This window comes from Aeribacillus sp. JST-2, assembly GCF_056032925.1.
The window spans coordinates 42,797-68,774 of the sequence record NZ_JBVVUU010000010.1 but is presented as its reverse complement, the minus strand read 5'-3'; the positions used below and the strand labels follow the sequence as shown (position 1 = coordinate 68,774).

At 41.4% G+C, this 25,978-nt stretch carries 28 protein-coding genes and 3 pseudogenes; 16 read left to right on the top strand and 15 right to left on the bottom strand.

Annotated elements, in window-relative coordinates:
* The first annotated feature begins 13 nt into the window (after nucleotides 1–13).
* Together galT and AC0KTX_RS07570 are read left to right on the top strand one after the other, a co-directional pair.
* Nucleotides 14–1,531 (top strand): UDP-glucose--hexose-1-phosphate uridylyltransferase, encoded by a 1,518-nt coding sequence (galT, locus tag AC0KTX_RS07575; protein WP_474251611.1) that lies wholly within the window; start codon nucleotides 14–16, stop codon nucleotides 1,529–1,531.
* Nucleotides 1,532–1,702: 171 nt separating this feature from the next.
* Nucleotides 1,703–2,386, top strand: a complete 684-nt coding sequence (locus AC0KTX_RS07570; RefSeq protein ID WP_474251610.1) for a uracil-DNA glycosylase — start codon at nucleotides 1,703–1,705, stop codon at nucleotides 2,384–2,386.
* Nucleotides 2,387–2,450: 64 nt separating this feature from the next.
* Here the strand turns inward: AC0KTX_RS07570 and speE (AC0KTX_RS07565) are convergent, their stop codons facing one another.
* Nucleotides 2,451–3,299 (bottom strand): polyamine aminopropyltransferase, encoded by an 849-nt coding sequence (speE, locus tag AC0KTX_RS07565; RefSeq protein ID WP_474251609.1) that lies wholly within the window; start codon nucleotides 3,297–3,299, stop codon nucleotides 2,451–2,453.
* Nucleotides 3,300–3,444: 145 nt separating this feature from the next.
* Here speE (AC0KTX_RS07565) and AC0KTX_RS07560 point away from each other — a divergent pair, with 145 nt between their 5' ends.
* The 5 genes from AC0KTX_RS07560 to AC0KTX_RS07540 all read left to right on the top strand — a co-directional run bounded on the left by AC0KTX_RS07560 (nucleotide 3,445) and on the right by AC0KTX_RS07540 (nucleotide 6,690).
* Nucleotides 3,445–3,759: a YwdI family protein gene (locus AC0KTX_RS07560; RefSeq protein ID WP_474251608.1), complete on the top strand. Its 315-nt coding sequence runs from the start codon at nucleotides 3,445–3,447 to the stop codon at nucleotides 3,757–3,759.
* 117 nt (nucleotides 3,760–3,876) lie between these two features.
* Nucleotides 3,877–4,248: a DUF423 domain-containing protein gene (locus tag AC0KTX_RS07555; RefSeq protein WP_474251607.1), complete on the top strand. Its 372-nt coding sequence runs from the start codon at nucleotides 3,877–3,879 to the stop codon at nucleotides 4,246–4,248.
* A 172-nt stretch (nucleotides 4,249–4,420) separates the two neighbouring features.
* Nucleotides 4,421–4,564: a cytochrome c oxidase subunit 2A gene (locus AC0KTX_RS07550; protein ID WP_474251606.1), complete on the top strand. Its 144-nt coding sequence runs from the start codon at nucleotides 4,421–4,423 to the stop codon at nucleotides 4,562–4,564.
* A gap of 15 nt (nucleotides 4,565–4,579) precedes the next feature.
* The gene (locus tag AC0KTX_RS07545; RefSeq protein WP_474251605.1) at nucleotides 4,580–5,053 is read left to right on the top strand and encodes a cytochrome c oxidase subunit II; all 474 of its coding nucleotides are present in this window, start codon (nucleotides 4,580–4,582) and stop codon (nucleotides 5,051–5,053) included.
* On the top strand, nucleotides 5,050–6,690 hold the full coding sequence (locus tag AC0KTX_RS07540; RefSeq protein ID WP_474251604.1) for a b(o/a)3-type cytochrome-c oxidase subunit 1: 1,641 nt from the start codon (nucleotides 5,050–5,052) through the stop codon (nucleotides 6,688–6,690). The genes AC0KTX_RS07545 and AC0KTX_RS07540 overlap by 4 nt, the downstream gene beginning before the upstream one ends.
* A 52-nt stretch (nucleotides 6,691–6,742) precedes the next feature.
* Here the strand turns inward: AC0KTX_RS07540 and AC0KTX_RS07535 are convergent.
* A pseudogene (locus tag AC0KTX_RS07535) lies at nucleotides 6,743–6,985 on the bottom strand (P-loop NTPase family protein); the annotation flags it as partial.
* Between the two features lie 313 nt (nucleotides 6,986–7,298).
* On the opposite strand from AC0KTX_RS07535, the gene AC0KTX_RS07530 reads away from it, so the two are divergent.
* Entirely contained in the window at nucleotides 7,299–7,679 is a 381-nt protein-coding gene (locus AC0KTX_RS07530; protein WP_474251603.1) for an MmcQ/YjbR family DNA-binding protein, read from the top strand.
* A gap of 41 nt (nucleotides 7,680–7,720) precedes the next feature.
* Nucleotides 7,721–8,259 (top strand): annotated as a pseudogene (gene lepB / locus AC0KTX_RS07525) (signal peptidase I).
* A 228-nt stretch (nucleotides 8,260–8,487) separates the two neighbouring features.
* Here the strand turns inward: lepB and AC0KTX_RS07520 are convergent.
* From AC0KTX_RS07520 to hemQ, 4 genes are all read right to left on the bottom strand, one after another.
* On the bottom strand, nucleotides 8,488–9,435 hold the full coding sequence (locus tag AC0KTX_RS07520) for an L-lactate dehydrogenase (protein WP_474251602.1): 948 nt from the start codon (nucleotides 9,433–9,435) through the stop codon (nucleotides 8,488–8,490).
* Nucleotides 9,436–9,551: 116 nt separating this feature from the next.
* Nucleotides 9,552–9,995, bottom strand: coding sequence for a spore coat protein GerQ (gene gerQ / locus AC0KTX_RS07515; RefSeq protein ID WP_474251601.1), 444 nt, complete (start codon nucleotides 9,993–9,995; stop codon nucleotides 9,552–9,554).
* A 12-nt stretch (nucleotides 9,996–10,007) separates the two neighbouring features.
* Complete coding sequence (locus AC0KTX_RS07510) at nucleotides 10,008–10,445, bottom strand: cell wall hydrolase (RefSeq protein ID WP_474251600.1); 438 nt, start codon at nucleotides 10,443–10,445, stop codon at nucleotides 10,008–10,010.
* 445 nt (nucleotides 10,446–10,890) lie between these two features.
* The gene (hemQ, locus tag AC0KTX_RS07505; protein WP_474251599.1) at nucleotides 10,891–11,658 is read right to left on the bottom strand and encodes a hydrogen peroxide-dependent heme synthase; all 768 of its coding nucleotides are present in this window, start codon (nucleotides 11,656–11,658) and stop codon (nucleotides 10,891–10,893) included.
* A gap of 219 nt (nucleotides 11,659–11,877) precedes the next feature.
* Here hemQ and pta point away from each other — a divergent pair, with 219 nt between their 5' ends.
* The gene (gene pta, locus AC0KTX_RS07500) at nucleotides 11,878–12,852 is read left to right on the top strand and encodes a phosphate acetyltransferase (protein ID WP_474251598.1); all 975 of its coding nucleotides are present in this window, start codon (nucleotides 11,878–11,880) and stop codon (nucleotides 12,850–12,852) included.
* Nucleotides 12,853–13,140: 288 nt separating this feature from the next.
* Here the strand turns inward: pta and AC0KTX_RS07495 are convergent, their stop codons facing one another.
* Together AC0KTX_RS07495 and AC0KTX_RS07490 are read right to left on the bottom strand one after the other, a co-directional pair.
* Complete coding sequence (locus tag AC0KTX_RS07495; protein WP_474251597.1) at nucleotides 13,141–13,662, bottom strand: YwhD family protein; 522 nt, start codon at nucleotides 13,660–13,662, stop codon at nucleotides 13,141–13,143.
* Nucleotides 13,663–13,677: 15 nt separating this feature from the next.
* Nucleotides 13,678–14,340, bottom strand: coding sequence for a site-2 protease family protein (locus AC0KTX_RS07490; protein WP_474251596.1), 663 nt, complete (start codon nucleotides 14,338–14,340; stop codon nucleotides 13,678–13,680).
* A 92-nt stretch (nucleotides 14,341–14,432) separates the two neighbouring features.
* Here AC0KTX_RS07490 and AC0KTX_RS07485 point away from each other — a divergent pair, with 92 nt between their 5' ends.
* Nucleotides 14,433–14,618 carry a 2-hydroxymuconate tautomerase gene (locus tag AC0KTX_RS07485; protein ID WP_474251595.1) on the top strand — a complete coding sequence of 62 codons (186 nt, stop codon included), beginning with the start codon at nucleotides 14,433–14,435 and terminating at the stop codon, nucleotides 14,616–14,618.
* Nucleotides 14,619–14,774: 156 nt separating this feature from the next.
* Here the strand turns inward: AC0KTX_RS07485 and AC0KTX_RS07480 are convergent, their stop codons facing one another.
* The 3 genes from AC0KTX_RS07480 to AC0KTX_RS07470 all read right to left on the bottom strand — a co-directional run bounded on the left by AC0KTX_RS07480 (nucleotide 14,775) and on the right by AC0KTX_RS07470 (nucleotide 16,968).
* Complete coding sequence (locus AC0KTX_RS07480; RefSeq protein ID WP_474251594.1) at nucleotides 14,775–15,284, bottom strand: YwgA family protein; 510 nt, start codon at nucleotides 15,282–15,284, stop codon at nucleotides 14,775–14,777.
* Between the two features lie 13 nt (nucleotides 15,285–15,297).
* On the bottom strand, nucleotides 15,298–16,614 hold the full coding sequence (locus AC0KTX_RS07475) for an HD domain-containing protein (protein WP_474251593.1): 1,317 nt from the start codon (nucleotides 16,612–16,614) through the stop codon (nucleotides 15,298–15,300).
* A gap of 129 nt (nucleotides 16,615–16,743) precedes the next feature.
* Nucleotides 16,744–16,968 carry a YuzB family protein gene (locus tag AC0KTX_RS07470; RefSeq protein WP_474251592.1) on the bottom strand — a complete coding sequence of 75 codons (225 nt, stop codon included), beginning with the start codon at nucleotides 16,966–16,968 and terminating at the stop codon, nucleotides 16,744–16,746.
* A 311-nt stretch (nucleotides 16,969–17,279) separates the two neighbouring features.
* Here AC0KTX_RS07470 and AC0KTX_RS07465 point away from each other — a divergent pair, with 311 nt between their 5' ends.
* A complete protein-coding gene (locus AC0KTX_RS07465) occupies nucleotides 17,280–17,951 on the top strand; it encodes an RsfA family transcriptional regulator (RefSeq protein ID WP_474251591.1) in 672 nt (223 codons plus the stop codon).
* Nucleotides 17,952–18,123: 172 nt separating this feature from the next.
* Here AC0KTX_RS07465 and AC0KTX_RS07460 read toward each other — a convergent pair.
* The 4 genes and pseudogenes from AC0KTX_RS07460 to AC0KTX_RS07445 form a co-directional block, all read right to left on the bottom strand.
* Nucleotides 18,124–18,696, bottom strand: a pseudogene (locus tag AC0KTX_RS07460) (PH domain-containing protein).
* A 15-nt stretch (nucleotides 18,697–18,711) separates the two neighbouring features.
* Nucleotides 18,712–19,548, bottom strand: a complete 837-nt coding sequence (lipL, locus tag AC0KTX_RS07455) for an octanoyl-[GcvH]:protein N-octanoyltransferase (RefSeq protein ID WP_474251590.1) — start codon at nucleotides 19,546–19,548, stop codon at nucleotides 18,712–18,714.
* A 33-nt stretch (nucleotides 19,549–19,581) separates the two neighbouring features.
* Complete coding sequence (locus tag AC0KTX_RS07450) at nucleotides 19,582–19,710, bottom strand: hypothetical protein (RefSeq protein WP_474251589.1); 129 nt, start codon at nucleotides 19,708–19,710, stop codon at nucleotides 19,582–19,584.
* The gene (locus tag AC0KTX_RS07445; protein ID WP_474251588.1) at nucleotides 19,701–21,770 is read right to left on the bottom strand and encodes a transglycosylase domain-containing protein; all 2,070 of its coding nucleotides are present in this window, start codon (nucleotides 21,768–21,770) and stop codon (nucleotides 19,701–19,703) included. Before AC0KTX_RS07445 ends, AC0KTX_RS07450 begins: the two co-directional genes overlap by 10 nt.
* Nucleotides 21,771–21,968: 198 nt before the next feature.
* On the opposite strand from AC0KTX_RS07445, the gene speE (AC0KTX_RS07440) reads away from it, so the two are divergent.
* The 4 genes from speE (AC0KTX_RS07440) (at nucleotide 21,969) to argS (ending at nucleotide 25,974) form a co-directional block, all read left to right on the top strand.
* A complete protein-coding gene (gene speE, locus AC0KTX_RS07440) occupies nucleotides 21,969–22,799 on the top strand; it encodes a spermidine synthase (RefSeq protein ID WP_474251587.1) in 831 nt (276 codons plus the stop codon).
* A 27-nt stretch (nucleotides 22,800–22,826) separates the two neighbouring features.
* The gene (gene speB, locus AC0KTX_RS07435; protein WP_474251586.1) at nucleotides 22,827–23,708 is read left to right on the top strand and encodes an agmatinase; all 882 of its coding nucleotides are present in this window, start codon (nucleotides 22,827–22,829) and stop codon (nucleotides 23,706–23,708) included.
* A 168-nt stretch (nucleotides 23,709–23,876) separates the two neighbouring features.
* Entirely contained in the window at nucleotides 23,877–24,320 is a 444-nt protein-coding gene (locus AC0KTX_RS07430) for a YwiB family protein (protein ID WP_474251585.1), read from the top strand.
* The gene (gene argS, locus AC0KTX_RS07425; RefSeq protein ID WP_474251584.1) at nucleotides 24,304–25,974 is read left to right on the top strand and encodes an arginine--tRNA ligase; all 1,671 of its coding nucleotides are present in this window, start codon (nucleotides 24,304–24,306) and stop codon (nucleotides 25,972–25,974) included. The genes AC0KTX_RS07430 and argS overlap by 17 nt, the downstream gene beginning before the upstream one ends.
* The last annotated feature ends 4 nt before the right edge of the window (nucleotides 25,975–25,978 follow it).

Genomic DNA, 25,978 nt, shown 5'->3' with positions numbered 1-25,978 from the left:
AAAGGTGATCTAAATGGCGATCAACATTTTTTGCGAAATCGAACGCCTTTTGCAATATGGTCTTAAAAAAAATCTTATTACAAAGTGGGATATTCCGCTTGTCCGCAATAAGCTGCTGGAAGTGCTTGATCTTGATGATTATGAATTTTCTTCGCCGCCGGACGAAGATCTGTCATCTCCTGTCCCAATTCTTGAAAAGATGGTGGATTGGGCGGTTGATAACGGCCGTCTTGAGGCTCATACCGTCACGTATCGGGATTTGCTGGATACAAAGCTGATGGGGTGCTTTCTTCCTTCGCAAACGGAAATTATTCGCAGCTTTTATGAGAAGCTGGAGAAGGAAGGACCTGAAAAAGCAACAACGGCTTTTTATCAATTATGCCAACATTCCCATTACATTCGCACTGACCGCATTGCCAAAAATGAAAGCTGGCTGGCAGATACGGATTACGGCAAGCTCGTCATCACGATTAATTTATCCAAGCCTGAAAAAGATCCTAAAGCGATCGCTGCGGCTAAAAATATGAAGCAAACAGGCTATCCCAAATGCCTTCTTTGTGTGGAAAACGTCGGATACAGGGGCAGGGTCAACCATCCGGCAAGGCAAAATCACCGCATTATTCCCGTAACGCTGGTGGGTGAACAATGGTATTTTCAATTTTCGCCTTACGTTTACTATAACGAACATTGCATTGTCTTGAAAGAAACGCATGAGCCGATGAAAATCTCGAAAACGACGTTTGATCGCCTGTTGGAATTTGTCGAACAATTTCCGCATTATTTCATAGGTTCCAATGCTGATCTTCCGATTGTAGGCGGTTCGATTTTAAGTCATGACCACTTTCAAGGGGGAAATTATGAATTTCCAATGGCGAAAGCCGAAATGGAACATTTTTTTCGATTGGAAAAGTTTCCGGATATAAAGGCAGGTATTGTCAAATGGCCTTTATCGGTCATCCGTTTGCAAGCTGGCGACCGCCATCACCTGTCTGAAGCAGCAAACCATATTTTAACTGCTTGGAAAAAGTATAGCGATGAAACTGTCGGGATTTATGCCTTTACGGCCAATGAGCCGCACAACACGATCACGCCGATTGCTAGAAAGAGGGGAGAATGGTTTGAAATCGATCTCGTTTTGCGCAATAACCGTACAAACGATGAGCACCCCCTCGGCATTTTCCATCCCCATGCAGAAGTCCATCACATTAAAAAAGAAAACATTGGCCTTATTGAGGTCATGGGGTTGGCGGTTCTCCCGGGTCGGCTGAAAAAAGAGATGCGCCTTTTGTCGGGAGCATTGACAAAGGATAATTGGCAGCAGGAAATTGCTCAAAACGACGAAATAAAGAAACATCTCGATTGGGCAAAAAAAATAAAAAGCAAACATCCGAAGCTTTCAACCGAAAATGTGGATCAAATTTTGCGGGAAGAAATCGGTCAGGTTTTTGCGGTAATATTGGAGCATTGCGGCGTGTTTAAGCGGGACAAAAAAGGCCAAGAAGCGTTTGCCCGTTTTCTGCGTACATTGTAAAAATCGGGGCTTTTCGCCCCTTTTTTTATTTCCCGGAAAATAATTTGTTCCATGTGGAACATTTTGTTGAAAATGAACGATTGTCGGCCGCTTTTGACAAATAATGACGATTCATTTTAAGATAAAAAATAGTTTCGAAGTTTAAAAGGGTCGGGAAGGTGTAAACAGGAAATGAAGCAAATCTTAAAAAATGACTGGTGGGAGCTTCTGAAAGAGGAGTTCGAAAAGCCGTATTACAAAGAACTCCGGGTATTTTTAAAGGAGGAATATGCACACCATACCATTTATCCAGACATGTATGACATTTTTAATGCTCTCCATTATACACCTTATAAAAAAGTAAAGGTGGTCATTTTGGGACAAGATCCGTATCATGGCCCGAATCAAGCGCATGGGTTAAGTTTTTCCGTGAAGCCGGGTGTTGCCCAGCCGCCTTCTTTAAAAAATATTTTTTTAGAACTTGAGCAAGATCTTGGCTGCAGGCCTCCAAAACACGGCCATCTAGTCAAATGGGCAAAACAAGGTGTTTTGTTGTTAAACACTGTGCTGACAGTCAGACGCGGAATGGCCAATTCCCATAGCGGAAAGGGATGGGAGCTGTTTACGGATGAAGTCATACGCTGTTTAAACAAACGGGAGCTTCCGGTCGTCTTCATTTTATGGGGAAGGCACGCGCAAGCAAAGAAAGAAATGATTGATGCTGATAAACACTATATCATCGAATCTCCCCATCCGTCACCGTTTTCTGCAAACAGGGGCTTTTTTGGCAGCAGGCCTTTTTCCAAAGCAAATCAATTTTTAAAGTCCATCGGATTAGAAGAAATTGACTGGTGCATCAGTGATGATGATATATGATGGCTGTCTGCCTGCGTTTAAGTGAAAAGTGAACTAACAGGAAAAGGGCGCCTTTCAGCGCCCTTTATTTCAATGCTTGCTGTAAAAATTCAGGAAGTTGAAAGCATCCCTCGAGAATGGCCTCATTTACATATTTTGTATCCTTTGAAAAATTGGCTGCATTTACGTTTTCATATTTTTTCGAACCAATTGTAAAGCTCCATAGGCCTCCCGGATAGGTGGGAACAACAGCTGTGTAGAGTTTTGTAATTGGGAATAAAGATTGAATATGGCCATAAGAGCGTTTTAAAACATCCAAATGAAAAATAGGAGATTGACTTTGGCATACCATGAGGCCGTCGTCTTTTAACGCTTTGTGTAAGTTGGCGTAAAAATCTTTTGAAAACAACTGCTCCGCCGGTCCGATTGGATCAGACGAATCAACGATGATCACATCGTATTCACCGTTTTTGTTTTCAACATATTTTACACCGTCAATAAATAAAAAGTTAACGCGCGGATCGTTTAAGTTTCCTGACACTTCAGGCAAATGCTCTTTGCATGCGGAAACAACAAGCTCATCAATTTCTACCATATCGATTTCCTTGACTGTATTATATTTACACACTTCTCTGGCAACACCGCAATCCCCGCCGCCGATAATCAGCACTTTTTCAGGGTTGGGATGAATGTTGAGAGGGACGTGTGAAATCATTTCATTATAGATGTGCCCGTCAATTGAAGTGGTTTGCACAACACCGTCTAAAACAAGCATCCGGCCAAAATCATATGAATCCAGCACCATGACGTGTTGATACGGCGATTGCGCGGAATAAAGAATTTCTTTTATTCTGTAGCTGATTTTCAAGTTTTCTCTTTCATCTTCCGTTAACCAAAGATCGCCGTTGATTGTTTGCAAATATTGATTGTTCATCTGCCAGCCTCCTTGTGCACAAAAATTCCCTCCCTATTGTAACAAGTTTGTAATGGAAAGTGAATCAATGCGAACAGATTGCGATTTGCTCCAGAATTCAATATGATAAAAAAAGCACAGATATTTTTGTGAGGGGCGATCTGTTTTGAATATACCGGTTTCGGCCATGATTGTAAAAATGGAAGAAGAGTTAAGAAAGGCAAAAGGGGCGGAATCGGCTCATGAGTTAAAAGCGCGTATTCTCGTTGTCCGTTCCCTTTGCGATGTTATTTTGGATCAAGAGGACAAATCAGCCGATATTAAAGCGGAAAAGGGTATTGGACGTGGAGATGAAATCACCCCGCTTGAACTGGAAAAAATGATGGGAATTTTTCCGAAAAAAGACGATGACAGGCTACAGGTTAAAGAACGTTTTTTGGAAGAAGAGGATGCGAATGGAGAATCAATTTTTGATTTCTAAAAACACTTCGAGCTGATTGGAATAATTGTGAAAACATTGTGGCATCGCGACTCCATTCATTTAAAAACATGGTTTGATCAGGTAAGATGAAAATAAAAATGGAAAAAGGTGAAGAAGATGAAAATCTTTTTTATTCTTGGAGCCACCGGCGCTTTTTTGTCCGTAGCTTTAGGAGCTTTCGGCGCCCACGGTTTAGAGGGGAAAATTCCGCAAAAATATTTGGAGACATGGCAAACAGGTGTACAATATCAAATGTTCCATTCTATTGGCCTCATTGCTGCTGCTTTTTTCTTGCAGCACCATCCGCAAGCAGGGCAGGCCGTATGGGCCGGATGGCTGATGCTCATCGGCATTCTTTTGTTTTCCGGCAGCCTTTATCTTCTAAGTGTGACGCAAATCAAAGTGCTCGGGGCAATTACACCGCTTGGCGGCGTTTCCTTTTTAATCGCATGGCTGCTCCTCATTTTGGCAGCGGTTAAATATATGTAATTTGTAAAACGTCTGTTCACTGTTCAGTGGACAGACGTTTTTATTTGGAAAAAAACTGAAAGTTCAACAGACTGTCAAAAAGTAGCAACGATCATGTGATTTTTGTCACAGATTCACGATAGTAACTCATCTAAAATTTTTTAAAAAAGAGGAAGAAAGGCTGGTGTGACTATTGGCTTACTTAAAAAAGGAACAGGAGAAAGAGGCGAAGCATGAAACTTCGTTATCCGGCACTTTTGTTTCCGTTCTTTTGTTGGCAGCTTTTTTAGTTCTCTCTTGGTTTGGGGTTTATTCCTTGTTTATTCAACGATTGTAAAGGAAGGTGTTCATCATGCATATGCACAAGCTGGAGAAGATTTGGCTCGTCATTGGCACAGCGACACTTGTGATGTTTTTAACAATTGTAGGTATTAGCGCATTTGCCCAAGGCCATCATCCACCAAGCGATAAAACCGTATTAGATCCAGAAAAAGTCGATTCAACAAAACCCTTTGATCAACCGGGTCTAAGAAAAATTGGCGAAAATGAATACGAACTGGTTTTAATTTCCCAAGCTTTTTCCTTTCTTCCCAATGAGATCAAAATCCCTGAAGGGGCAAAAGTCCATATTGTGGTAACAAGCAAGGATGTTGTACATGGACTTGAGATCGTTGGAACAAATGTCAATATGATGGTGACACCTGGACATGTGAATTCCCACACTTACACATTTAAAAAATCCGGAAGCTATTTAGTGATTTGCAACGAATACTGTGGTGCTGGCCATCAGATGATGAGCACGAAAATAGAGGTGACTGAAACATGAAAAGCGGAACGATTCATCAAAACGACGGGAAACTGGCTCTCGCACATATAGCAGTTGCCTATACAGCCTTGTTTTTAGGAGCAATTGCCGGCTTGCTTCAAGCTTTCGTTCGCAGTGGAACGCTCGAACTGCCTGCAGGTATTGGCTACTATCAATTGTTGACCGCTCATGGAGTGTTGTTGGCACTCGTATTTACAACATTTTTTATTATAGGTTTTTTATATGCTTCCATGAGCCGGACGACAGGCGAATTAATCACAATTGCCAAAAAAGCGGGTTGGATAGGTTTTTGGCTCATGACCATTGGGACGGCTATTACAACGGTGATGATTTTATTAAATAAAGCAACGGTGCTGTACACTTTCTATGCTCCATTGAAAGCTTCACCATGGTTTTATATCGGCCTTACGCTTGTAGTTGTTGGCAGCTGGGTGAGCGGATTCGGCATGTTTCGCCAATATGCTGTTTGGAAAAAGGAAAACGACGGAAAAACTTCACCTCTATTAAGCTTTATGGCGGTTGCAACAATGATTTTATGGTTAATTGCAACTCTCGGGGTGGCCATAACGGTCTTATTCCAATTTATTCCTTGGTCATTTGGTTTAACCGATAAAATCAATGTGCTGTTAAGCCGTACATTGTTTTGGTATTTTGGCCATCCGCTTGTTTATTTCTGGCTTTTGCCAACTTACATGGTCTGGTATGTCATCATACCTAAAATCATTGGCGGGAAAATTTTCAGCGATTCGCTTGCCAGATTAGCATTCGTCCTGTTTATCCTTTTCTCTATACCAGTGGGATTCCATCATCAAATATTGGAATCCGGGATTGATCCGTTTTGGAAATTCTTACAGATCGTATTGACGTTTATGGTGATCATTCCGTCGTTAATGACAGCTTTCGCTTTGTTTGCAACTTTTGAAATGAGCGGAAGAGAAAAAGGCGCCCGCGGATTGTTTGGCTGGGTCAAAAGGCTTCCATGGTCGGATGTCCGTTTTTTTGCGCCATTTATGGGAATGCTCATCTTTATACCCGGCGGCGCCGGTGGAATCATTAATGCCAGCAACCAAATGAACCAAGTCGTTCATAATACCCTGTGGGTGACCGGCCATTTTCACTTAACGGTGGCAACGACTGTGGCATTGACATTTTTTGGCGTCTCCTATTGGCTGATCCCGCATTTAACAGGAAGAACATTGACGCCTCGATTAAATAAATTAGGGATGATTCAGACGGTTTTCTGGTGTGTCGGCATGCTTCTCATGTCCGGTGCGATGCATACAGTCGGTCTTTTTGGAGCTCCAAGAAGAACGGCCTACACAACGTATGGGGATCATCCGCAAGCATTGGAATGGCTGTCTTACCAAACCATCATGGCGGTTGGCGGGGCGATCTTATTCGTAGCCATCTTAATGATCCTTTTTATTGTCGTTCGCTTGGCGACAACTGCTCCAAAAGGAACGGAAGAGTTTCCTGTCGGTGAAGTCCGCGACGATGCGGAAAAAACGCCATTATTGCTTGAGAACTGGAAAGTATGGATCGGTCTTTCAGTGATTCTTATTGCGATTGCCTACACAATTCCACTCATTGATATAATCGAAAATGCGCCAAGTTCACCCGGATTCAAGTTTTGGTAAAAAGAGGGTGTCCCAAAAGAATCAAATTTGGGACACCCTCTTCTTTCTATGATTAGTTTCTTAATTTTAGTTTTTGGTTTTCAATGACATATATACGATCTGCTGCACGTTCAATAAACCTGCGATCATGTGATACGAGGATAACAGTTCCTTCATATCCTTTTAAAAAACGTTCTAACGCTTCAATACAAAAAACATCCAAAAAAATTATCGGCTCATCTAAAATCAGTATATTGTATCTTCCCAAAAACAGTTGACACAATACTAGACGGATCGCTTCGCCACCGCTTAAATCGAAGAAAGTGTCCCTGAGTTTAGCTTCTATCCTCTTTCATAAATACCCGCTGTTTCTTCCGCCATCTTCCATACGAATGCCCTAGCTTACTGTTGTTGATCTGCCGATGATGAAACATCTTGAATTGATAGCCATCGTTTTTATGATCAATGCCGGTACCTTGATCACTACCGTCTATAAGATTCTTTTCCATATCATCAGTTCAGCTAAGTTTAGCTAAAATGGCTATTTATCCAAAAGGGTTATGTAGAAAAAAGGAAAAGAGACAAAATGTGTAGAATAAAAAATTATCTTAAAGAAGAGAGGTTATACAATGGACGAACTAAAGATTAAATCTTATTGCCTCAATCTTCCTAGCTCCGTTCATGATTATCAAACAGATTGGGAAGCTGATCGATATCTAGTGGGAGACAAAATATTTGCGATTATAGGATGTGATCCGAAAGGGAAGCCTATCATTACATTAAAATGCGATCCATATCGTTCCGAAGAATTGAGGGAAACATACAATGGAATCATTCCTGGATACTATATGAATAAGACGCATTGGATCTCCATATATTTTGATTCGAACGTTCCTGATGAAATATTGGAAAACTTGATTTTTCATTCGTATGAACTAGTCTTTCAAAAATTGCCTAAAAAAATACAAAGGCAAATCAAACAGGAAGCTTTGGAAAATAACAATACTTGAAATGGAGAAAAAATATAAAACTGATTTTTGCAAAGGGATGGATGAGAAAATTAACAGGAAATAAAAGGAAATATCCATTGCTTGAATGGTCGGCATCTATTATTATTGCTGTTTTAATAGCGGCAATTGTTCGTTCTTTCCTTTTCACTTCCACTGTGGAAACCAACTTTAAGCAGCCAAGACCGGATGATTGTATCGAAATAGGTACACCAAAAAGATTTGATATTATCGTTTTTCATGCTAAGGAAAATCAAAATTATATTAAGCGGGTCATAGGATTGCCCGGAGATAAAATCGAATATAAAAATGACGTATTATATATTAAAGGAAAAGCATATGAGGAAAAATATTTAAACAAATATAAAGAAAAAATTAAAGAACAATTTGGCAAAGATACACTTCTTACTGACGATTTCACTGTAAAAAGTTTATGGGGTTATGAAAGGGTGCCAAAAGACACTTTATTAATAGACGCATTAGTAAAGATAGCCGTCATATTGGAGTCATACCAATGAAAGAAGTGGTGGGTAATGCAAAATTTATTTTTTGGCCGCTAACTGATGCTAAAATGATCAAATAACATCCACCAATCCAATAAAAGATACGGAATGTTCTTTTGTATGGCTGCCAGCTGCACTGTCCAAGGATGGTATTAAAATCGCTATTTAAAGCATGATCTTGATTTAGGAAGTTTTTAACACAAGAGCAGAAGGAAGATAAGAAGAGGATCTCCCATACAGAACTTTCTTTGTACGCTAAAAAGAGAAACCGGACGCTTTTTTACGCCCGGTTTTTTTAACTGTAAACATCAAAAAAATGGCTTCATCGTCTTTTTCAGCACTTCAACAGAATGGGCGAATTGCATGCTTTCTTCTTCGTTTAAAGGCAGCTCAATGACTTTTTGTATGCCATTTCTGTTGACAACCGCCGGAATGCCGATATAAATATCATCATGTCCGTATTCTCCGTTTAAATAAGCAGAAACGGTTAAAATGGAGTTTTCATTTTTCAATATCGCTTTTGTTAAACGGACAAGCCCTAGTGCAATTCCATAATAAGTGGCTCCTTTTTTGTTAATGATATGGTAGGCGGCTTCGCGTACGTTAACGAAAATATCTTCCATATCTTCTTTTTTGTAGTCGGGGTATTTCTCGATTAATTGGAGAACGGGAATGCCGCCGATATCAGCATGGCTCCAGACGGGCAGTTCGGTGTCGCCATGTTCGCCAATAATGTATGCATGAACATTTTTCGGGTCAATTTTAAAATAATCTCCTAGCAAATAACGGAATCTGGCTGTGTCTAAAATAGTGCCGGAACCGATGACCCGCTCTCTAGGAAATCCAGAAAACTTCCATGTTGCATATGTTAAAATATCAACTGGATTTGTTGCGATTAGGAAAATGCCATTAAACCCGCTGTCTGTAACATTTTTTACAATATTTTTAAAAATAGAGATGTTTTTTTCAACAAGATCCAATCGGGTTTCTCCCTTTTTTTGATTGGCTCCAGCACATATGACAACAATGTCGGCGTCTTTACAATCCGAATAATCTCCATACCAAATATTCATGTGAGATGGGGCGAATGGCATTCCGTGGTTTAAATCCATCGTATCACCGATTGCCTTTTCTTTGTTAACATCAATAAGCACCAACTCTTCTGCGACTGCTTGATTTAAGAGGGCGAAAGCATAGCTGGAACCGACAAGGCCTGTCCCGATTAATGCTACACGGTTAACCTGTTTGATAGCCATAGAAAATGCTCCTTTCTAATTTTGTGAAAAAGTTCACAAATATATTGTACACCAAATGGTGCTTGTATAGTTATGAAAATTTTTTGAAAAAATGAAAATCCCGCATAAAACGGGATTTATCTGGGAGAATAGGTTGCAAGACCGTAAGGATACGTATATTCGATTGGTTCATCAAATGTAACATAATTCAAATAAACCATCAAAAGCAGGTAGCGTCTTCCTGTTTGCGGATCGCTTAATATGAGATGATCCCTTCCGGCAGCCTCAATAACTCCCCGAAACACTTTTGCAGGCCATTGTGGATTATTTTCAAAGGTCATGTAAACGGTGGCCATTTTTCCTTTATTTAAACGCAATATATTTTCAATATACGACTCTTCAAGGGGCAGCATACCAGGTACATGCTGGCCGGCGGCTGCACCTCCTTGAGCGGGAGGAGAAGCTCCAATGACAGATCCGCTTGGTGCATAAAATCCATAGGGGTAAGTTGGCTGTACCGGGGGAGTTGACGGCGCCGAATAAACTTGCTGCTGCCGATTCGGTTGGCTTTTTTTGCTCAATTTAAACACCTCCTAATACCTGTATACACCTGGACAAACAGATTGGGCAGGAAAGTAAAAGCAATGGGATTTATATCTGCCTGCATTGTATTGGTTATACCATGTAGGGGGGCAATCGCCGACAGGTTTAAAAAACCATAAAGAAGTTTCAGCAGGATGATAACGGTTTCCATTAATCAATTTTCTTACTAAATTGATTTCGTTTTGCCTTGCCGCTTGATAAAAGTAACCTTTTTGAGTTGCTTCAAATCCGCCGGGGCTTTGGAAAACCATATGCCGGATAGTGCGGATGCCTCTAAAGTCCAAGCAATTGGCCAGAACGCGGTTTACCCCTACATTGCCGACGAGAAGCATTCCTAAATTTCCATCCCCCTCTGCTTCAGCCCGTATTAATCTTGCCAAAAGTTTTACTTCTTCTTCAGTATGTGGGTATAATAGCCATTGTTTCACCTTCCTTTTTCATGGAAAACGAAAAACCAACTTTTGATCGTTCATTTCAATGTATGTGAAGGAAAATTTTTTTATAACCGTTTGAAAAAAAAACGCAACCTTATAACAAATGTCATAAAGTTGCGTCCATTGCATGTGTGAATAAGTTATTGAAGTGCCCTCCATCTTATTACACACAATTTAATTGACAATTATAAAATTGTTGTAAGATAGCATAGTGAGCCTAGAGTAGGTCTTATTTTGGCATGGGAAAATTAATTTTAGGAAGAAGGAGCACCCCTTCCTCCTAAAATTAATTCACGGAATCCCCTTGACTAATCGTAAGAAAAATGAAGCAAGTGGAGAAAAAGCAGCTCGTTTTTCTCCACTTGCCTTTTTGTATGTTTCAATTTTTATCTGTGCCTGCTGCTTTCAGAATGTTGTGCGCTAATGCCACAATCTTTTTTTACACATGCAGAAAAGCTGCCACTTTTTCAGGCTGCAAAATGTTGCCGACGAAAAATGAACCAAATTCTCCGTAGCGGGCGCTTGCTTCATCAAAACGCATTTCATATACAAGTTTTTTAAATTGCAAGACGTCGTCTGAGAATAACGTGACGCCCCATTCCCAATCATCAAAACCGACTGATCCAGTAATGATTTGCTTCACTTTATCCCCGTACTTTCTGCCAATCATTCCGTGGCTTCTCATCAGGCTGCGCCGCTCTTCCATTGGCAGCATATACCAGTTGTCATTTCCTTGGCGCCGCTTGTCCATCGGATAAAAACAAATGTATTTTGTTTTTGGCAAAATCGGGTATAGCCGAGAGCGGACATAAGGATTTTGATATGGGTCGCCATCGCTGCCGCTTGCCAAATAGCTGCTTAATTCGACAACAGAAACATAAGAGTAAGCGGGAGCAGTGAATTCAGCGAGTTTTGTTTTGTTAAATTCCGTTTCGATTTCATTAAGTTCTTCCATCGTTGGCCGGAGAAGCATGATCATCAAGTCGGCCTTTTGCCCGACGATCGTATATAAAGCATGGCTTCCATTTCCTTCTTTTTCAGCAGCCGTCCATTTTTCCAATAAGTTTAGAAATTCATGAATTGCTTGTTGACGTTCATCACTCGACAAAGTTTTCCAAGCGCTCCAGTCAATGGAACGGAAATCGTGCAAACAGTACCAGCCATCAAGCGTTTCAACCGCTTCATTGGTGCGAAGTTCTTCGCTCATAATGACACCTCCATGTTCTAAAAGTTCATTTTTACTATACCACAGTTTATTTCGAAAAATCAGACCGCAAGCCTGTGACAATTATGTGAAATGAAAAAAAAATTTTCCGTGTAAACGTTCTAATGGCGGCTTTTGGTTTGAATTTATCCTTCAGAAGAGTATGCTAAAAGATGGATGAAGCACAATAAGATGAAGAAAAAATATAAAGGAGGAATGATTTTGGCGGATTTGTTTTCTGGACTGAAAAATAAAGTGCAGGGAAAAGAAGTGAAAATTGTTTTCCCTGAAGGGTTGGATGAGCGGATTTTAACGGCTGCAGCCCGGCTGAAAAAAGACAAATTAGTGCAGCCGATCTTAATTGGCGATGAAGCAAAAATTCAAGAAAAAGCAGTGCAATTAGGTGTATCCGTTAATGGGATTGAAGTGTATACCCCTTCTCATTATGAACAATTTGAAGAACTTGTTCAAGCGTTTGTAGAACGCCGGAAAGGGAAAGCGACAGAAGAGGACGCTCGGAAGCTTCTTTTGGATGAGAACTATTTTGGAACGATGCTAGTGTATACAAAGAAAGCGCACGGGCTTGTGAGCGGAGCTGCACATTCCACAGCTGATACAGTCCGCCCCGCATTGCAAATCATTAAAACAAAACAAGGGGTGAAAAAAACATCCGGAGTTTTCGTTATGGTCCGCGGGGAGGAAAAATACATTTTTGCAGATTGCGCCATCAATATTGCTCCTGACAGCCAAGATTTAGCCGAGATAGCCGTAGAAAGCGCAAATACGGCCAAAATGTTTGATATCGAACCCCGCATTGCCATGTTAAGTTTTTCAACGAAAGGATCGGCAAAATCGCCGGAAACAGAAAAAGTGGCGGACGCTGTGAAATTGGCAAAAGAATTGGCTCCGAATTTAGTTATAGACGGCGAATTCCAGTTTGATGCTGCGTTTGTACCGTCCGTTGCGGAAAAGAAAGCTCCCCATTCCATCATTAAAGGGGATGCCAATGTATTCATTTTCCCTAGCCTCGAGTCAGGAAACATCGGTTACAAAATTGCGCAGCGCCTCGGCGGTTTTGAAGCGATCGGCCCCATTCTCCAAGGCTTGAATGCACCGGTAAACGACTTATCGCGCGGTTGCAATGCTGAGGATGTTTACAAACTGGCAATTATTACTGCTTGTCAATCGCTTCAATAAAAAACTTTCAACCCCTTCGTAAGGAACAGAAAAGATTTTTGGTTTCCTGATGAAAGGGCATTTCTTTTCCAAACAAAATTGATTGCCTCAGGAGAGCGTTTGTGTAACATCTTACGGGAAATCGGCAACGTTTGTTATGCAGGAGAAAACGGAAGGGAATCATTCACGGAAGCAACATCCATGGAAAAAGCAGGGAATTTTGCCAAGAAAATCCCTGCTTATCGTTTTTATGTTCAGCCTATAAAATTTCCGTATAGCTTTAAGGGGAATGGTTCAAGGAAGGCAGATTTATTCTTCGTTTTCCGAAACAAGCAGACCTTTTTTTAATTCATCGCTGGAACGATCCCACATCCCCTGATCGTGATTGCGTAAAAATTGCGCCAGCACCTTTTTCGAACTGTCATCCATGTGATCGACAATAATATGCCGTTTCAATGATTTATCCATGCGATTGACATGTTCTGGCAATGATTTATAGCCGCGTCTTGCCTCACGGTCAACCGTCATATAACATGCCGCAACACCGGCATAATATGGACCTTCTTCTTTTCTGTCGATCGTAACCCAAACGAGCCAATATGGTTTTCCATTTGGGACATCTTCCTTCACATGAGTGAATTTGATGCCTCGCTCAACTTGGCTTCGAGCGTGCATCGCACCAATATCAACGAACGCTTCTTTTCCTTCAATATCAATCAGGACAGGAGAAACATTTTCCAAACTGAGTGTCCCGGCGCCAAAGCCGCGATGGCCGTCAGTCGGATCATTTTTAATGATTTGAAATTCCACCTTTTTCTTTTTTTCTGTCATGTCCAGTTTCCTCCTTTAAAAGAAAGGTTGCAAAATGGCATGGAAGAAAGCAACCACAATGCTGCTTCCCCACTCGAACCAAGGATGAATAATATATTGATCAAGAGGAGTCAAAACAATGATTAAAAAGATAAGCACTCCATAGTTTTCATATTGCGTGAGCTTTGCCCGAATATGCCTTGGTGATAAATCTTCAATGATCCGATAACCGTCAAGCGGCGGAAAAGGCAGCAAGTTAAAAATGAACAGCATGATATTTAAAGATATAAAAATGTTAAAGAATTGTTCAACCATGCTAACGGATTGATAGGAAAAGGCTGAAAATACATCGAAGGAAATGAAAATGTTCCAAATCAGGAAAGCAATAAAGGCGATTCCTGCGTTGCTTAAAGGCCCCGCAACGGAAACCAGCACACCGGCCAAACGTGGATTTTTAAAATAAAAACGGTTTACCGGAACAGGTCTTGCCCAGCCAAAACCGGCTAAAAAAATCAAAATAGTTCCGATCGGATCAAGATGAGAAATGGGGTTCAAAGTTAACCTTCCTTGATTTTTCGCTGTCGGATCCCCAAATTTGTATGCGACAAACGCGTGGGAAAACTCGTGCAGCGTAAAGCCTATGATCAATGCGATGACCACAAACGGAATGACGTTTAAATCGTAATATAAAAATGGCAAAAGGCGCCCTCCTATCTCAACAAACTATCCATCATCAAGTATACTATAGTTGGGAACAAAATACATTATCTATAGAAAAGAGGAGATATTTTATGCCGTATGTTACAGTAAAAATGTTGGAAGGCCGCACGGAGGAGCAAAAAAAGGCGCTCGTGGAAAAGGTAACGGAAGCTGTTTGCGAAACGACAGGAGCATCTAAAGAGAAAGTGGTTGTGTTTATCGAAGAAATGAGTAAAAACCATTACGCTGTCGGCGGCAAGCGGATGAGTGATAATTAAAAGCATGGTAAGACAGTTTTCATAAACTTATGTTTATTCTAACGATCAAAAAAGTGAAAGCTGCGAGCCGGCTCTTGCAGGCTCGCAGCGGCTTAATTATTGCCGGGGGAAAAAGCAGCCCTTCTGGATGACAGCCGGTTCGGAAAATCTGCAGCATCAGCTGCCGGTTTTTTTCTTGCGTAATTCCTCAATATATTGATAGGCGGATTCAATTTCTTCCTCTGTGTAGCGCTGCTTTTTTTTCAACGTAAAAACTTTTTCCTTCACTTCATCCTTGTCCAAGTGTTCAAAATATAAAATTGTGGAAACAAGTTCTAAAAAGCGGGCTGGCTTCTCATTTAAATCATTAATGAAGATGTCTAATTCCGGCATGTCCAAATGATAATGGCTTAAAAATTCCTCTCCGGATGCTGTAAGAGAATATTTATATTGATAATAACCGCCCTTCTTTTCCTTCACTTCATCGACAAAACCGAGATTGCAAAGCTCTTCAATGCGGAGAGTCAGCTCCTCCGAGTACGGGCCGTAAAAGTGAAACTGAAACTTCTCATAAAAAGGAAAATCAAGTTTTTTGGCGATATACATTATTTTTTGCAGTTTTTTCCGTCCGACAATTTCCTTTGAGACCGCCAAAACTTTCATTAGTTTTGCATGATCGGTTAACACGCCCTTCATCTCCTCATTTAAAATCTGTCGATCCCATTAAGAGTTGTAAAATACTTTGTTTTGCCCTTTGTTTCGTGGAAAAATCTTTTAAGAAATCAAGCGGAAAATATAATTTATGATCGGTTCTTCTTTTTCCCGTGATCGCATCGACAATTTCGGATTCCCTTGAAAGTTCCCGTATGTCTCCGTTCGGCATCAGCAAATGAATCGGCAGCCGTTCTTCCTCTTCGCCCGGACGGTAAAAATCGTAGGGGAGATCGGAAGAGGAATCAACGACTAAATAATATTCAGGATCTATTTCCGCTTTTTTAAATAAACTTGTCAGTTCCATCAGTTTCGTCCATTCTTCATTTGACGGTTGAAATTCAACATATTTAAACAGCCGCCTGTTTATAAATCTTTGGCAAAGATCGCTTAAAATCTTATCTTGTTCGTTCTGCCATGCCTGAAAATAGTATAAAATGATCGATTCATCGAGTTTTAAATAATCATCGACTGAGACCTTACCTTTAAAAATCGAATAAAAATGGACTGGCCCGGTTTGAAAAGGATAGCCGTTCTCAAATAAAGACTTCGCCCTGTGCAGAATTTTGGACAGTATCACTTCCGCACTTCTCGTAACAGGGTGGAAATAAACTTGCCAATACATTTGATATCGGCTCATTATGTAATCTTCCACTGCGTGCATGCCGCTGTATTTAATCACAACTTGGTCTTCTCTCGGCCTCATGACGCGCAAAATGCGTTCCATATCAAAATGGCCATACTGAACGCCGGTGTAAAAAGCATCCCTCTGTAAATAATCCATTCGGTCGGCGTCAATTTGGCTTGAAATGAGGCTGATGACCTGTTTGTTTTTGTATGTTTTGGCAATCACTTCCGCCACCTTTTTGGGGAAATCCGCTCCCACTTTGGAAAGCACCTTATTGATTTCCGTATTGCCTAAAATAATTTCTTGTGTAAAAACCTCGTGATCCAAATGGAAGACCTTTTCAAACGAATGTGAAAACGGCCCGTGCCCAACATCGTGCAAAAGGGCAGCGCATAAGCTCAACAGCCTTTCATCTTCGTTCCATTCAGGTCTCCCGCGAAACACATCGTCAACGATGCGGCGGACAATCTCGTAAACTCCCAGCGAATGGTTAAAACGGCTATGCTCGGCTCCATGAAAGGTGAAAAAGGTTGTTCCGAGCTGGCGGATCCTGCGCAATCGCTGAAATTCTTTCGTCTCGATCAGATCCCAAATGACTTTATCACGGACATGGATATAGCGGTGAACCGGATCCTTAAACACTTTTTCTTCCGACAGCTTTTCATTCGCATAAGCCATTTTTTTCCCTCTTCCGTTTAGACATGACTATATTATATCTCGTTTCAACCGCCGTGAACACCTGCTCTTTTTGAATTTTTCAGGAATAAAAAATCACCTGCTAAAGGAATGGCAGCTCGCAGGTGATGTTTATTTTTTTAGCTTTGATTTCACTTTTTCCAGCAATTCTTCCTCTGTTAAAGCGGCGACAGGACGATTATTGACAAAAACGAACGTCTTTTTTCTCCCCGGTCCGCAGTAAGACTGGCAGCCAATATCGATGGCGGCATCCGGATCTAATTGTTTTAATTTTGGTATTAGCGTTTTTAAGTTAGGTGCTTTGCAGTCGTCGCAAACGCGGAATTCATTAGCCATAATGTTTATGCAACCCTTTCTATAACATCAACACTATCCGGTAGTATACCTCGGAAAATGGTTGAAATCAAGTTAGGCAGCTTCTGAAAAGGATATATTGCTCCATCTGGGATATCTTCCAATTTAACCTCAGATCGACACGAGAAATATTTTGCACCCAGCGCTTGTGAACTTTCTTCTTCTTTTTCCTTTAGAGTGGTTTTACGGAAAAGTTAATAAAAATCTACTATCCTTGTATGTAAATTTAAAAATTTGGAAAAAATGAGGGTAGCAGGCAAAATAGTATTGAAGAATAAGGGAGTTGGAAAAGAGTGAAAAAAAGACAAGATGCTTGGACTGAAGAAAATGATTTGCTTTTGGCGGAAACCGTCTTGCGCCATGTGCGGGAAGGGAGCACACAATTAAACGCCTTTGAAGAGGTCGGCGATAAATTAAACCGCACATCAGCTGCTTGCGGCTTTCGCTGGAACGCTGTTGTCCGCCGCAAGTACGAGAAAGCTTTGCAGCTTGCCAAAAAGCAGCGGAAGCAGAGAATGAGAGCATTGGGCAAAGGGCAGGCGGCCAAGAAAAAATTGCTTTATTCGCCGCCTGAACCGTCGCCCAATGAGCTTTCCGATTTAAATTTAATGCCAACTTCAGAGACTACTAATCATCAAGAACAGGTTGTATCAACGGAATTAACGCTTGATCGGGTGATTGACTTTTTAAGAACGTATCAAGGCAGCAACACTCATGCGGAAGTATTAGAACAGGAAAACGAACGTTTGAAAAAAGAAAATGAAGAGCTGGTCAAGAAAAACGAAGAATTAGAAAAAAAGCTTGCTAAGCTTGAAGAACAATCGCAAACCGTTCAAGAAGATTATGAAACATTGATGAAGATCATGAATCGGGCAAGAAAGATGGTGCTGTTTGAAGAAGAAGAACGCCCGGCGACAAAATTCAAAATGGATCGCAACGGCAATCTTGAAAAAATGGCGGAATAGCCGAAAGGTCAAAGAAGTTGTCCGAAAAATGGTTTTTTCAGCCCAATCATGAAAAAAGTAAGACCAAAGAATGCTTTAAATCAACATTCTTTGGTCTTTTATTTGAAAACATGTGACACTAAAATGGGCTTTTCAGACAGCCCATTTGCGCATTTACTGGCGGATAAAAAGTTCAAACAAAGCCATAATCTTTTAAATTGTCCTGTTTCTTTGCAATCCATCAACCAATGAAGGATATTTCATTCATTTCTTTGCTGGGAGAGATTGTTTTCGTTCATGCGTGCATTTGTGAAGACGGAGGTGGACATTTGCGGGCTTTGCCTGGCAAAATCAATATAAGCGTCAGGGTCATTTGCGATTTCTTCTATTTTGACAAGCGTTTTATATAAATCTTTTAGTTCCTCCAAATATTTTTTATGGACATCAATGGAAAATGGCTGGCTGCCGATTTGAAACTTCATTTCCACATCTAAATCAATTGTTCCCGCTGTTTCCAGCATGACGTTTGAAATGCGGTGAAGATAGTAGTCGTAGCGTTTTAATGTGCGCTTTTTCTGACAGCCTTGTTCCATTAACATGGATCAATGCTTTGTTTATAAAACAATATTCGTCCGTCTGAAGTAAATTTTCTCTCCGTCTTCATGCAATACATAATCATCTGCTTCCGTTTTGTCATAGTCCTCAGGCTTGATGATGACAGTTCCGATGTCGCCCTTAAAACATCGGCGGCTTCTTTTTTAAACATGAAAAATCCCTTTTCTTAATTAACCTTGAATAAAAATTTTTCATTTCTTTCGACCATTCTCGCAAAATTTGTTTCCAATAATTCGAGTTCATATGGCGTCAGACTGGAACTATAGATGGCTCCGCCCTCCAATTTCAACGCTGCGTAAAGATCGCGAATTAAATGCTGAACGGTAACATTTGTTTTCAGCAATTCATTTAAAGAAGCCATCGTTTCTGGAATCACCTTTGGATATTCAAAATTTGCGGCTTCGCCTTTTACGGCCAGCTCATAAAAACGTTTAATGGTTTCGGCTCGGTCTGCTCCGCTTCCTGTTACACATATATAAATTTGAACGGCAACCCCTTTGCGGAGGCGGCGTTGGGAGATGCCGGCAAATTTTTTTCCTTCGATGCTGAGATCGTAGCTCCCTGGACAATACGAACCGGCAATTTCCCCTGCCTCAATTTCTGCTCCATATTGTTTCAGCATAAAGCGAATCAACTCCAGCATGGCATCATACCCGCGGTTAATATCGATACCTTTATCCTTTTCCGGAAGAATGAGCGAAATGTTTAAAATTCCTTCATCCAAAACAACTGCTAATCCCCCGGAATTTCGTACGATCACTTCGTATCCCTTTTCTGTCAAAAAATCGACACCATCTCTTAAATATGGGGTTCTCGTATCTTGTATGCCTAACACAATTGTATTTCTGTGCACCCACGTTCGAACGGTTGCGGGGGACAATCCGCCGCCGACAGATGTGCAAAGCGTATCATCATAGGCGAATGATTGTTTTGCGTCAAAATAGAGGCCTAATTGGGAATGGTCGATAATTCTCCATTCCGGCTGCATTAGTAATTCGTTCATTTACGCGGTAAATCCTTTCAGTCTTAAAATGATTTATTCTAGTATATCATAGAAAAACATTTCTTTTTCAAAAAGCGGCGCAGGCAATGTAAGCGCCTGCGCCAATGGATAGCAGCAACTTTTAACGATTGGGAGAAGTCTCTCAAGAAAGATTAAAGCCATGGTAGAAGCCTTCTGAAGAAAGGTTCATGTTTCGGATGCGGTCCATTTTCTTCCGGATCTTCCTTCTTTTTTTGGGCATGTTCCATGCATTTTCTTTTTGGTTCAGTCCCTTTCAAATAATAAGTGAGACGGGAGACAGGGCATCCTTCTGCAGCAAGCAACCCATTCGCCGGATCTACTTTGACCCCGACGACTCCGCCGGGCGGATCAAAAGGATGGACAGGTTTGTCTTTTAAAGCTTCTTCCATAAAAGTTGCCCAAATTTTTTTGGCATAGCTCCGTTCCTCGACTTTGTCGATCGTCTTCGCTTTGTCATAGCCGATCCACACACCAGCGACGAGCTGTGGGGTAAAACCGATCATCCAGCTGTCCGTTTTTGTTGTTCCCGATTTTCCAGCATACGGCCTAGATAGTTGATCGATAATGTTTTCACCGGTGACCGTTGTGTAGCTGTTTAAAGTCCTGTCAAACATGCCTGTCATTAAATGGGTCGTAATAAAAGCCGTCTGTTGGTTTAACACATATTCCTCTCTTCGCTTTTGCTCATACAAAACATTGCCGTTCTTATCGACAATTTTCCGAATCAGCGTCGGCTCCATTTTCTTGCCTCCATTGGCTAAAATCCCGTAGGCGTTGACCATATCAATGACTCTTACAGAAGCAGTGCCCAATGCTGATGAAGGGATTTTTGGGAAGCTTTCGCTGCCGATGCCGACGGATTGAGCCGTTTCGCTTAATTCATCCATTCCGATTAACAGGTGGGTTTTGACGGCGTAAATGTTATCTGAAAGCGCCAGAGCTTCTATTAATGTAATGTCTTCGTTGGCATAATAGCCGTTGTAATTATTGGGAGAATAAGTATTCCCTTCTTCCAAGCGGAACGTTGTCGGTTCGCTCTTTAACGTTGTCGACGGTGTAAATCCGTTCTCCAGCGCCTTATAGTATAGAAACGGTTTAATGGTAGACCCCGGCTGCCGTTTTGCTTGTGTTGCACGATTAAAAGGGCTCTGTTCATAATTGCGTCCGCCTATTAATGCTTTCACTTCACCTGTTTCCGGGTCGGTTGCGACAAAAGCAACTTGAATGTCGCTATTGCGATTGATGATATGCTGAACAGCTGATTCAGCCATTTTTTGCAGATGAGGATCAAACGTTGTATAAATTTTAAGCCCCATTGTTTCGATCAGTTTTTCATCGCCTTTTAAAATTTCCCTCACTTTTTTCATGACCTCGTCTTGAAAATACGGAGCCAGCCTTTCTTTCGTTTGAACATCACGTTTCGTTTGAAAATCCAGTTTTTCTTTTGATGCGAGCTCGGCCTCAGTTTTGGTAATATACCCTTCTTTTTCCATCATCAATAAGATGGTCTCTTGTCTTTCTTTGGCTAAATCAAAATTGACATATGGCGAGTAAGTGTGAGGGCCTTTTGGAATGCCGGCCAAAAGGGCGGCTTCTGCAAGGGATAATTCGTTTGCATGTTTGTTAAAATAATAACGGGAAGCAGCTTCGGCTCCATAAGCGCCATGACCGTAATAAATGGTATTTAAATATCCTTCCAAAATTTTCTTTTTGCTGTAATTCATTTCTAAACGAATCGTATAAAATGCCTCTTTTAATTTCCGCATCCACGTCTTATCAAAACCTAAATATAAATTGCGGGCGTATTGCTGAGTAATCGTGCTGGCTCCCTGAACTTTGGCCATTGCTTTTAAATCCGCAATGGCGGCGCCGGCAATCCTTTTATAATCAAATCCATGATGATCAAAAAAATTTTTGTCCTCGACCGCTATTGTTGCATCAATTAAATATGGGGAAATGTCATCCAACTTAACCCAGAAACGGCGCTCCCCGTGATGTTCCTCGCCGATCTTTGTGCCATCACTTGCATATATCACCGCCGATTCCGGCACAACCAAAGATGGAGCTCCTTGGGCTTTCGCCACAAGCAGGACAATGGAGATGCAAATGAATGCAAAAATGAAAATAAAAAAATGGATAAAAAACAATGCACGAATCGTTTTTATTGTTAAACGCATGCGCTTGGACGCGATTGCTTCCACGTTTTGTCACCTCTTCAACCGTCCGTTTTGTTATTCAGTATGAGGTGATTCATTGGTTTTTAAACGCACGGCTATGAAAAAATGAAATTTATTCTTTGCAATTTTGCTAGATTCCACTATACTTTTTTTGAGGTTTGTATCTTGTCTGTTCCATTTGGAAAACATAATGGAAATTACATGATGAAAGGAAGAGTTCACTTGGGAGGACTTTGGTATACTGAAAAGCAAACGGAACATTTTGGAATCACGATGAAGATTAAGCGGACTTTACATACAGAACAGACCGAGTTCCAAAAACTCGAAATGGTTGAAACAGAAGAATTTGGAAACATGCTTTTTTTAGACGGCATGGTGATGACATCGCAGCGAGATGAATTTGTCTACCACGAAATGGTTGCGCATGTTCCGCTGTTTACCCATCCGAATCCGGAATACGTGTTGGTTGTCGGCGGCGGGGACGGCGGCGTCATTCGTGAAGTGTTAAAGCATCCGAGTGTCAAAAAGGCAACGCTTGTTGAAATAGACGGGAAAGTGATCGAGTATTCCAAAAAATATTTGCCTGAAATTGCCGGAAAATTGGATGATGATCGTGTTGACGTAAAAGTGGATGATGGCTTTATGCATATTGCCAAAAGTGAAAATGAATATGACGTCATTATGGTTGATTCGACTGAACCTGTTGGACCGGCTGTTAACCTTTTTACAAAAGGGTTTTATGCTGGCATCGCCAACGCCTTGAAAGAGGACGGCGTCTTTGTCGCTCAAACGGACAACCCGTGGTTTAAGGCGGAACTCATCCGCAGCGTTTTTCATGATGTAAAAGAGATTTTTCCGATTACCCGCTTGTATACGGCTAATATTCCAACATACCCGAGCGGATTATGGACGTTCACCATCGGATCGAAAAAATACGATCCGCTGAAAGTGGCAGATGAGCGTTTTCATGAAATGGATACAAAGTATTATACGAAAGAAATCCATAAGGCTGCTTTTGTTCTTCCAAAATTTGTTTCCGATTTAATTAAATAGACTGTACTTATGTGTGGGGTGATGCCGATGCGTTTTGATGAAGCCTATTCAGGTAATGTTTTCATCAAAAGCCATCCTGATTTTGAGGAAAGTGAAGCTGTCATTTATGGAATGCCGATGGATTGGACGGTGAGCTTCAGACCCGGTTCTCGTTTCGGTCCCGCCCGGATCCGGGAAGTATCCGTCGGGTTGGAAGAATACAGCCCGTATTTGAAATGCGAGCTTGGGGAAGTGAAATATTATGATGCAGGCGATATTCCGCTTCCGTTCGGAAATGCTCAGCGCAGCATCGAGATGATTGAAGAGTTTGTTGATAAAATTTTGGATGCGGGAAAATTTCCCCTAGGAATCGGCGGCGAGCATCTCGTTACTTGGCCGGTCATAAAAGCAATGTATAAAAAATATCCGGATTTGGCTGTTATCCATATGGATGCCCATACTGACCTCCGGGAAGATTATGAAGGCGAGCCATTGTCGCATGCAACGCCGATCCGCAAGGTGAGCGACATGATCGGACCGGAAAATATTTTTTCCTTCGGCATTCGTTCCGGAATGAGAGAAGAGTTTGAATGGGCGGAAGAAGTTGGATTGTACATCGCCAAATTTGAAGTGCTCGAGCCATTGAAACAAGTCTTACCGAAGCTTGCCGGACGCCCTGTATATGTCACCATTGATATTGATGTGTTGGATCCGGCGCATGCACCAGGAACAGGGACGGTTGATGCAGGCGGGATTACGTCAAAAGAATTGCTTCAAGCAATTCATGAAATTGCCCTTTCGAAAGTAAACGTTGTTGGCGCTGATTTAGTCGAGGTAGCACCTGTTTATGATCATTCGGAACAAACAGCGAACACAGCGAGCAAACTGATTCGCGAAATGATTTTAGGCTTTGTTGCAAAGAAAAAGTAAACCGATTTTTTGGCCATAGTGCTTGCTGCTATGGCTTTTTATTATACGTTTCTCACAAAATACTCCGATATTTCCTTAAAAAATCGGCCAAACTTTTGCAAAAGCTTTAATCTAAGCAAATTTTCAACTAGAATAAAAAGTAAATTGCTTTTTAAAGGATGGAATGGCATGCGTATACCTGTCCAAATTATTGTGAAAAGCACGGTTTGTCATGATCAAGGTGAAGAGGAACATATTGAGTTTTCGACAACAGGGGAGTTTTTAAAAAAAGAGCAAGCTTTCTATCTTACGTATCAAGAAAGCCAAGAAGTGGGAAACATCAAAACAGTCATGAAAATAAGCGGCGGGCATCTGCTTCTCATTCGATCTGGCGCCGTGCACTCTAGACAACTTTTTCAAAAAGGAAAAAAAACGTACACCTATTATGAAACACCTTACGGAAGTTTGCGGCTAGCGGCAGAAACCAAACGGTTCCGCTGGCATACAGACGGAGAAAAACATGGTACACTAAATTTGGAATATTTGCTTGAAATCGAAGGGGATCAGGCGCATTTACACCGTTTGGCGATTCAATTCAAAAAGGAGGATGAAATGAATGAATATCGTCGATGAATTGAAGGAGCGGCTGAAGGAAGAAATAAAAGCTGCGGTTTTAAAAGCGAATCTGGCGGAAAAAGAACAAATTCCTGAAGTGATTATAGAGGTGCCGAAGGATAAAGCGCATGGTGATTATTCAACAAATATGGCGATGCAGCTTGCACGCATAGCGAAAAAAGCGCCGCGCAATATTGCTGAAGAACTTGTCGGCTATATCGACAAAACGAAAGCATCGATCAATAAGATTGATATCGCAGGACCGGGCTTCATCAATTTTTATATAAACCCTCAATACTTAACAAAGTTGATTCCCGAAATTATTGGAGCCGGTGAAAAATACGGCGAATCGAATGTAGGAAGGGGCCAAAAAGTCCAAGTTGAGTTCGTTTCCGCTAATCCGACTGGTGACCTTCATTTAGGACATGCGCGGGGAGCTGCGTTTGGCGACTCGCTTTGCAATATACTGGAAAAAGCCGGATATGACGTAACTCGGGAATATTATATCAATGACGCAGGTAACCAGATTCATAATTTGGCTCTGTCAGTAGAAGCCCGTTATTTAGAGGCGCTCGGAAAGGAGGCGGAAATGCCGGAGGACGGCTACTACGGGCAGGATATTATTGAAATTGGTAAAAAAATTGCCGAACAATATGGCGACAGCCTCCTTGAAAAAGATGAAAAGGACCGGCTGGAATTTTTCCGTAAACTCGGCCTTCAATATGAGTTGGATAAAATTAAGAAAGACTTGGAAGAATTTCGCGTTTCCTTTGACGTATGGTATTCGGAAACTTCACTTTATAAAAGCGGCAAAATTGATGAGGCGCTCGACATGCTTCGGAAAAACGGGCATGTTTATGAGCAAGACGGTGCGACATGGTTTCGTTCCACTGCATTTGGAGACGACAAAGACCGCGTTTTAATTAAAAAAGACGGTTCTTATACGTATTTGACGCCGGATATCGCCTACCATAAAGACAAATTGGACCGCGGTTTTGATAAGCTTATCAACATTTGGGGAGCCGATCACCACGGCTATATACCGAGAATGAAAGCAGCGATCCAAGCGCTTGGATACGACAAAGATACGCTTGAAGTGGAAATTATGCAAATGGTTAGCCTCTATAAAAACGGAGAAAAAGTGAAAATGTCCAAACGCACCGGAAAAGCTGTTACAATGCGCGAGTTGATCGAAGAAGTCGGTTTGGACGCCGTCCGTTACTTTTTCGCAATGAGAAGCGGCGACTCCCATATGGATTTTGATTTGGATTTAGCGGTATCAGAATCAAATGAAAATCCGGTTTACTATGCACAATACGCCCATGCTCGCGTATCAAGCATCCTTCGCCAAGGGAAAGAGCTGGGTTTGACTTATACGGAGGACTTGCCCTTAGATGAAATTCAATCCGAAAAAGAAATAGAGCTTTTGAAAAAACTCGGCGAATTTCCAAGCGTTGTCGCCGACGCTGCTGAAAAAAGAATCCCGCACCGCATTACCAATTATATTTTTGAACTGGCGTCCGCTCTTCATAGCTTCTATAATGCAGAAAAGGTGCTTGATCCAAGCAATGAGAAAAAGTCGAGAGCCCGCCTTGGTTTGATGAAAGCAACGCAAATCACGTTGAAAAATGCGCTGACATTGATTCATGTTTCCGCTCCGGAAAAAATGTAAAAAA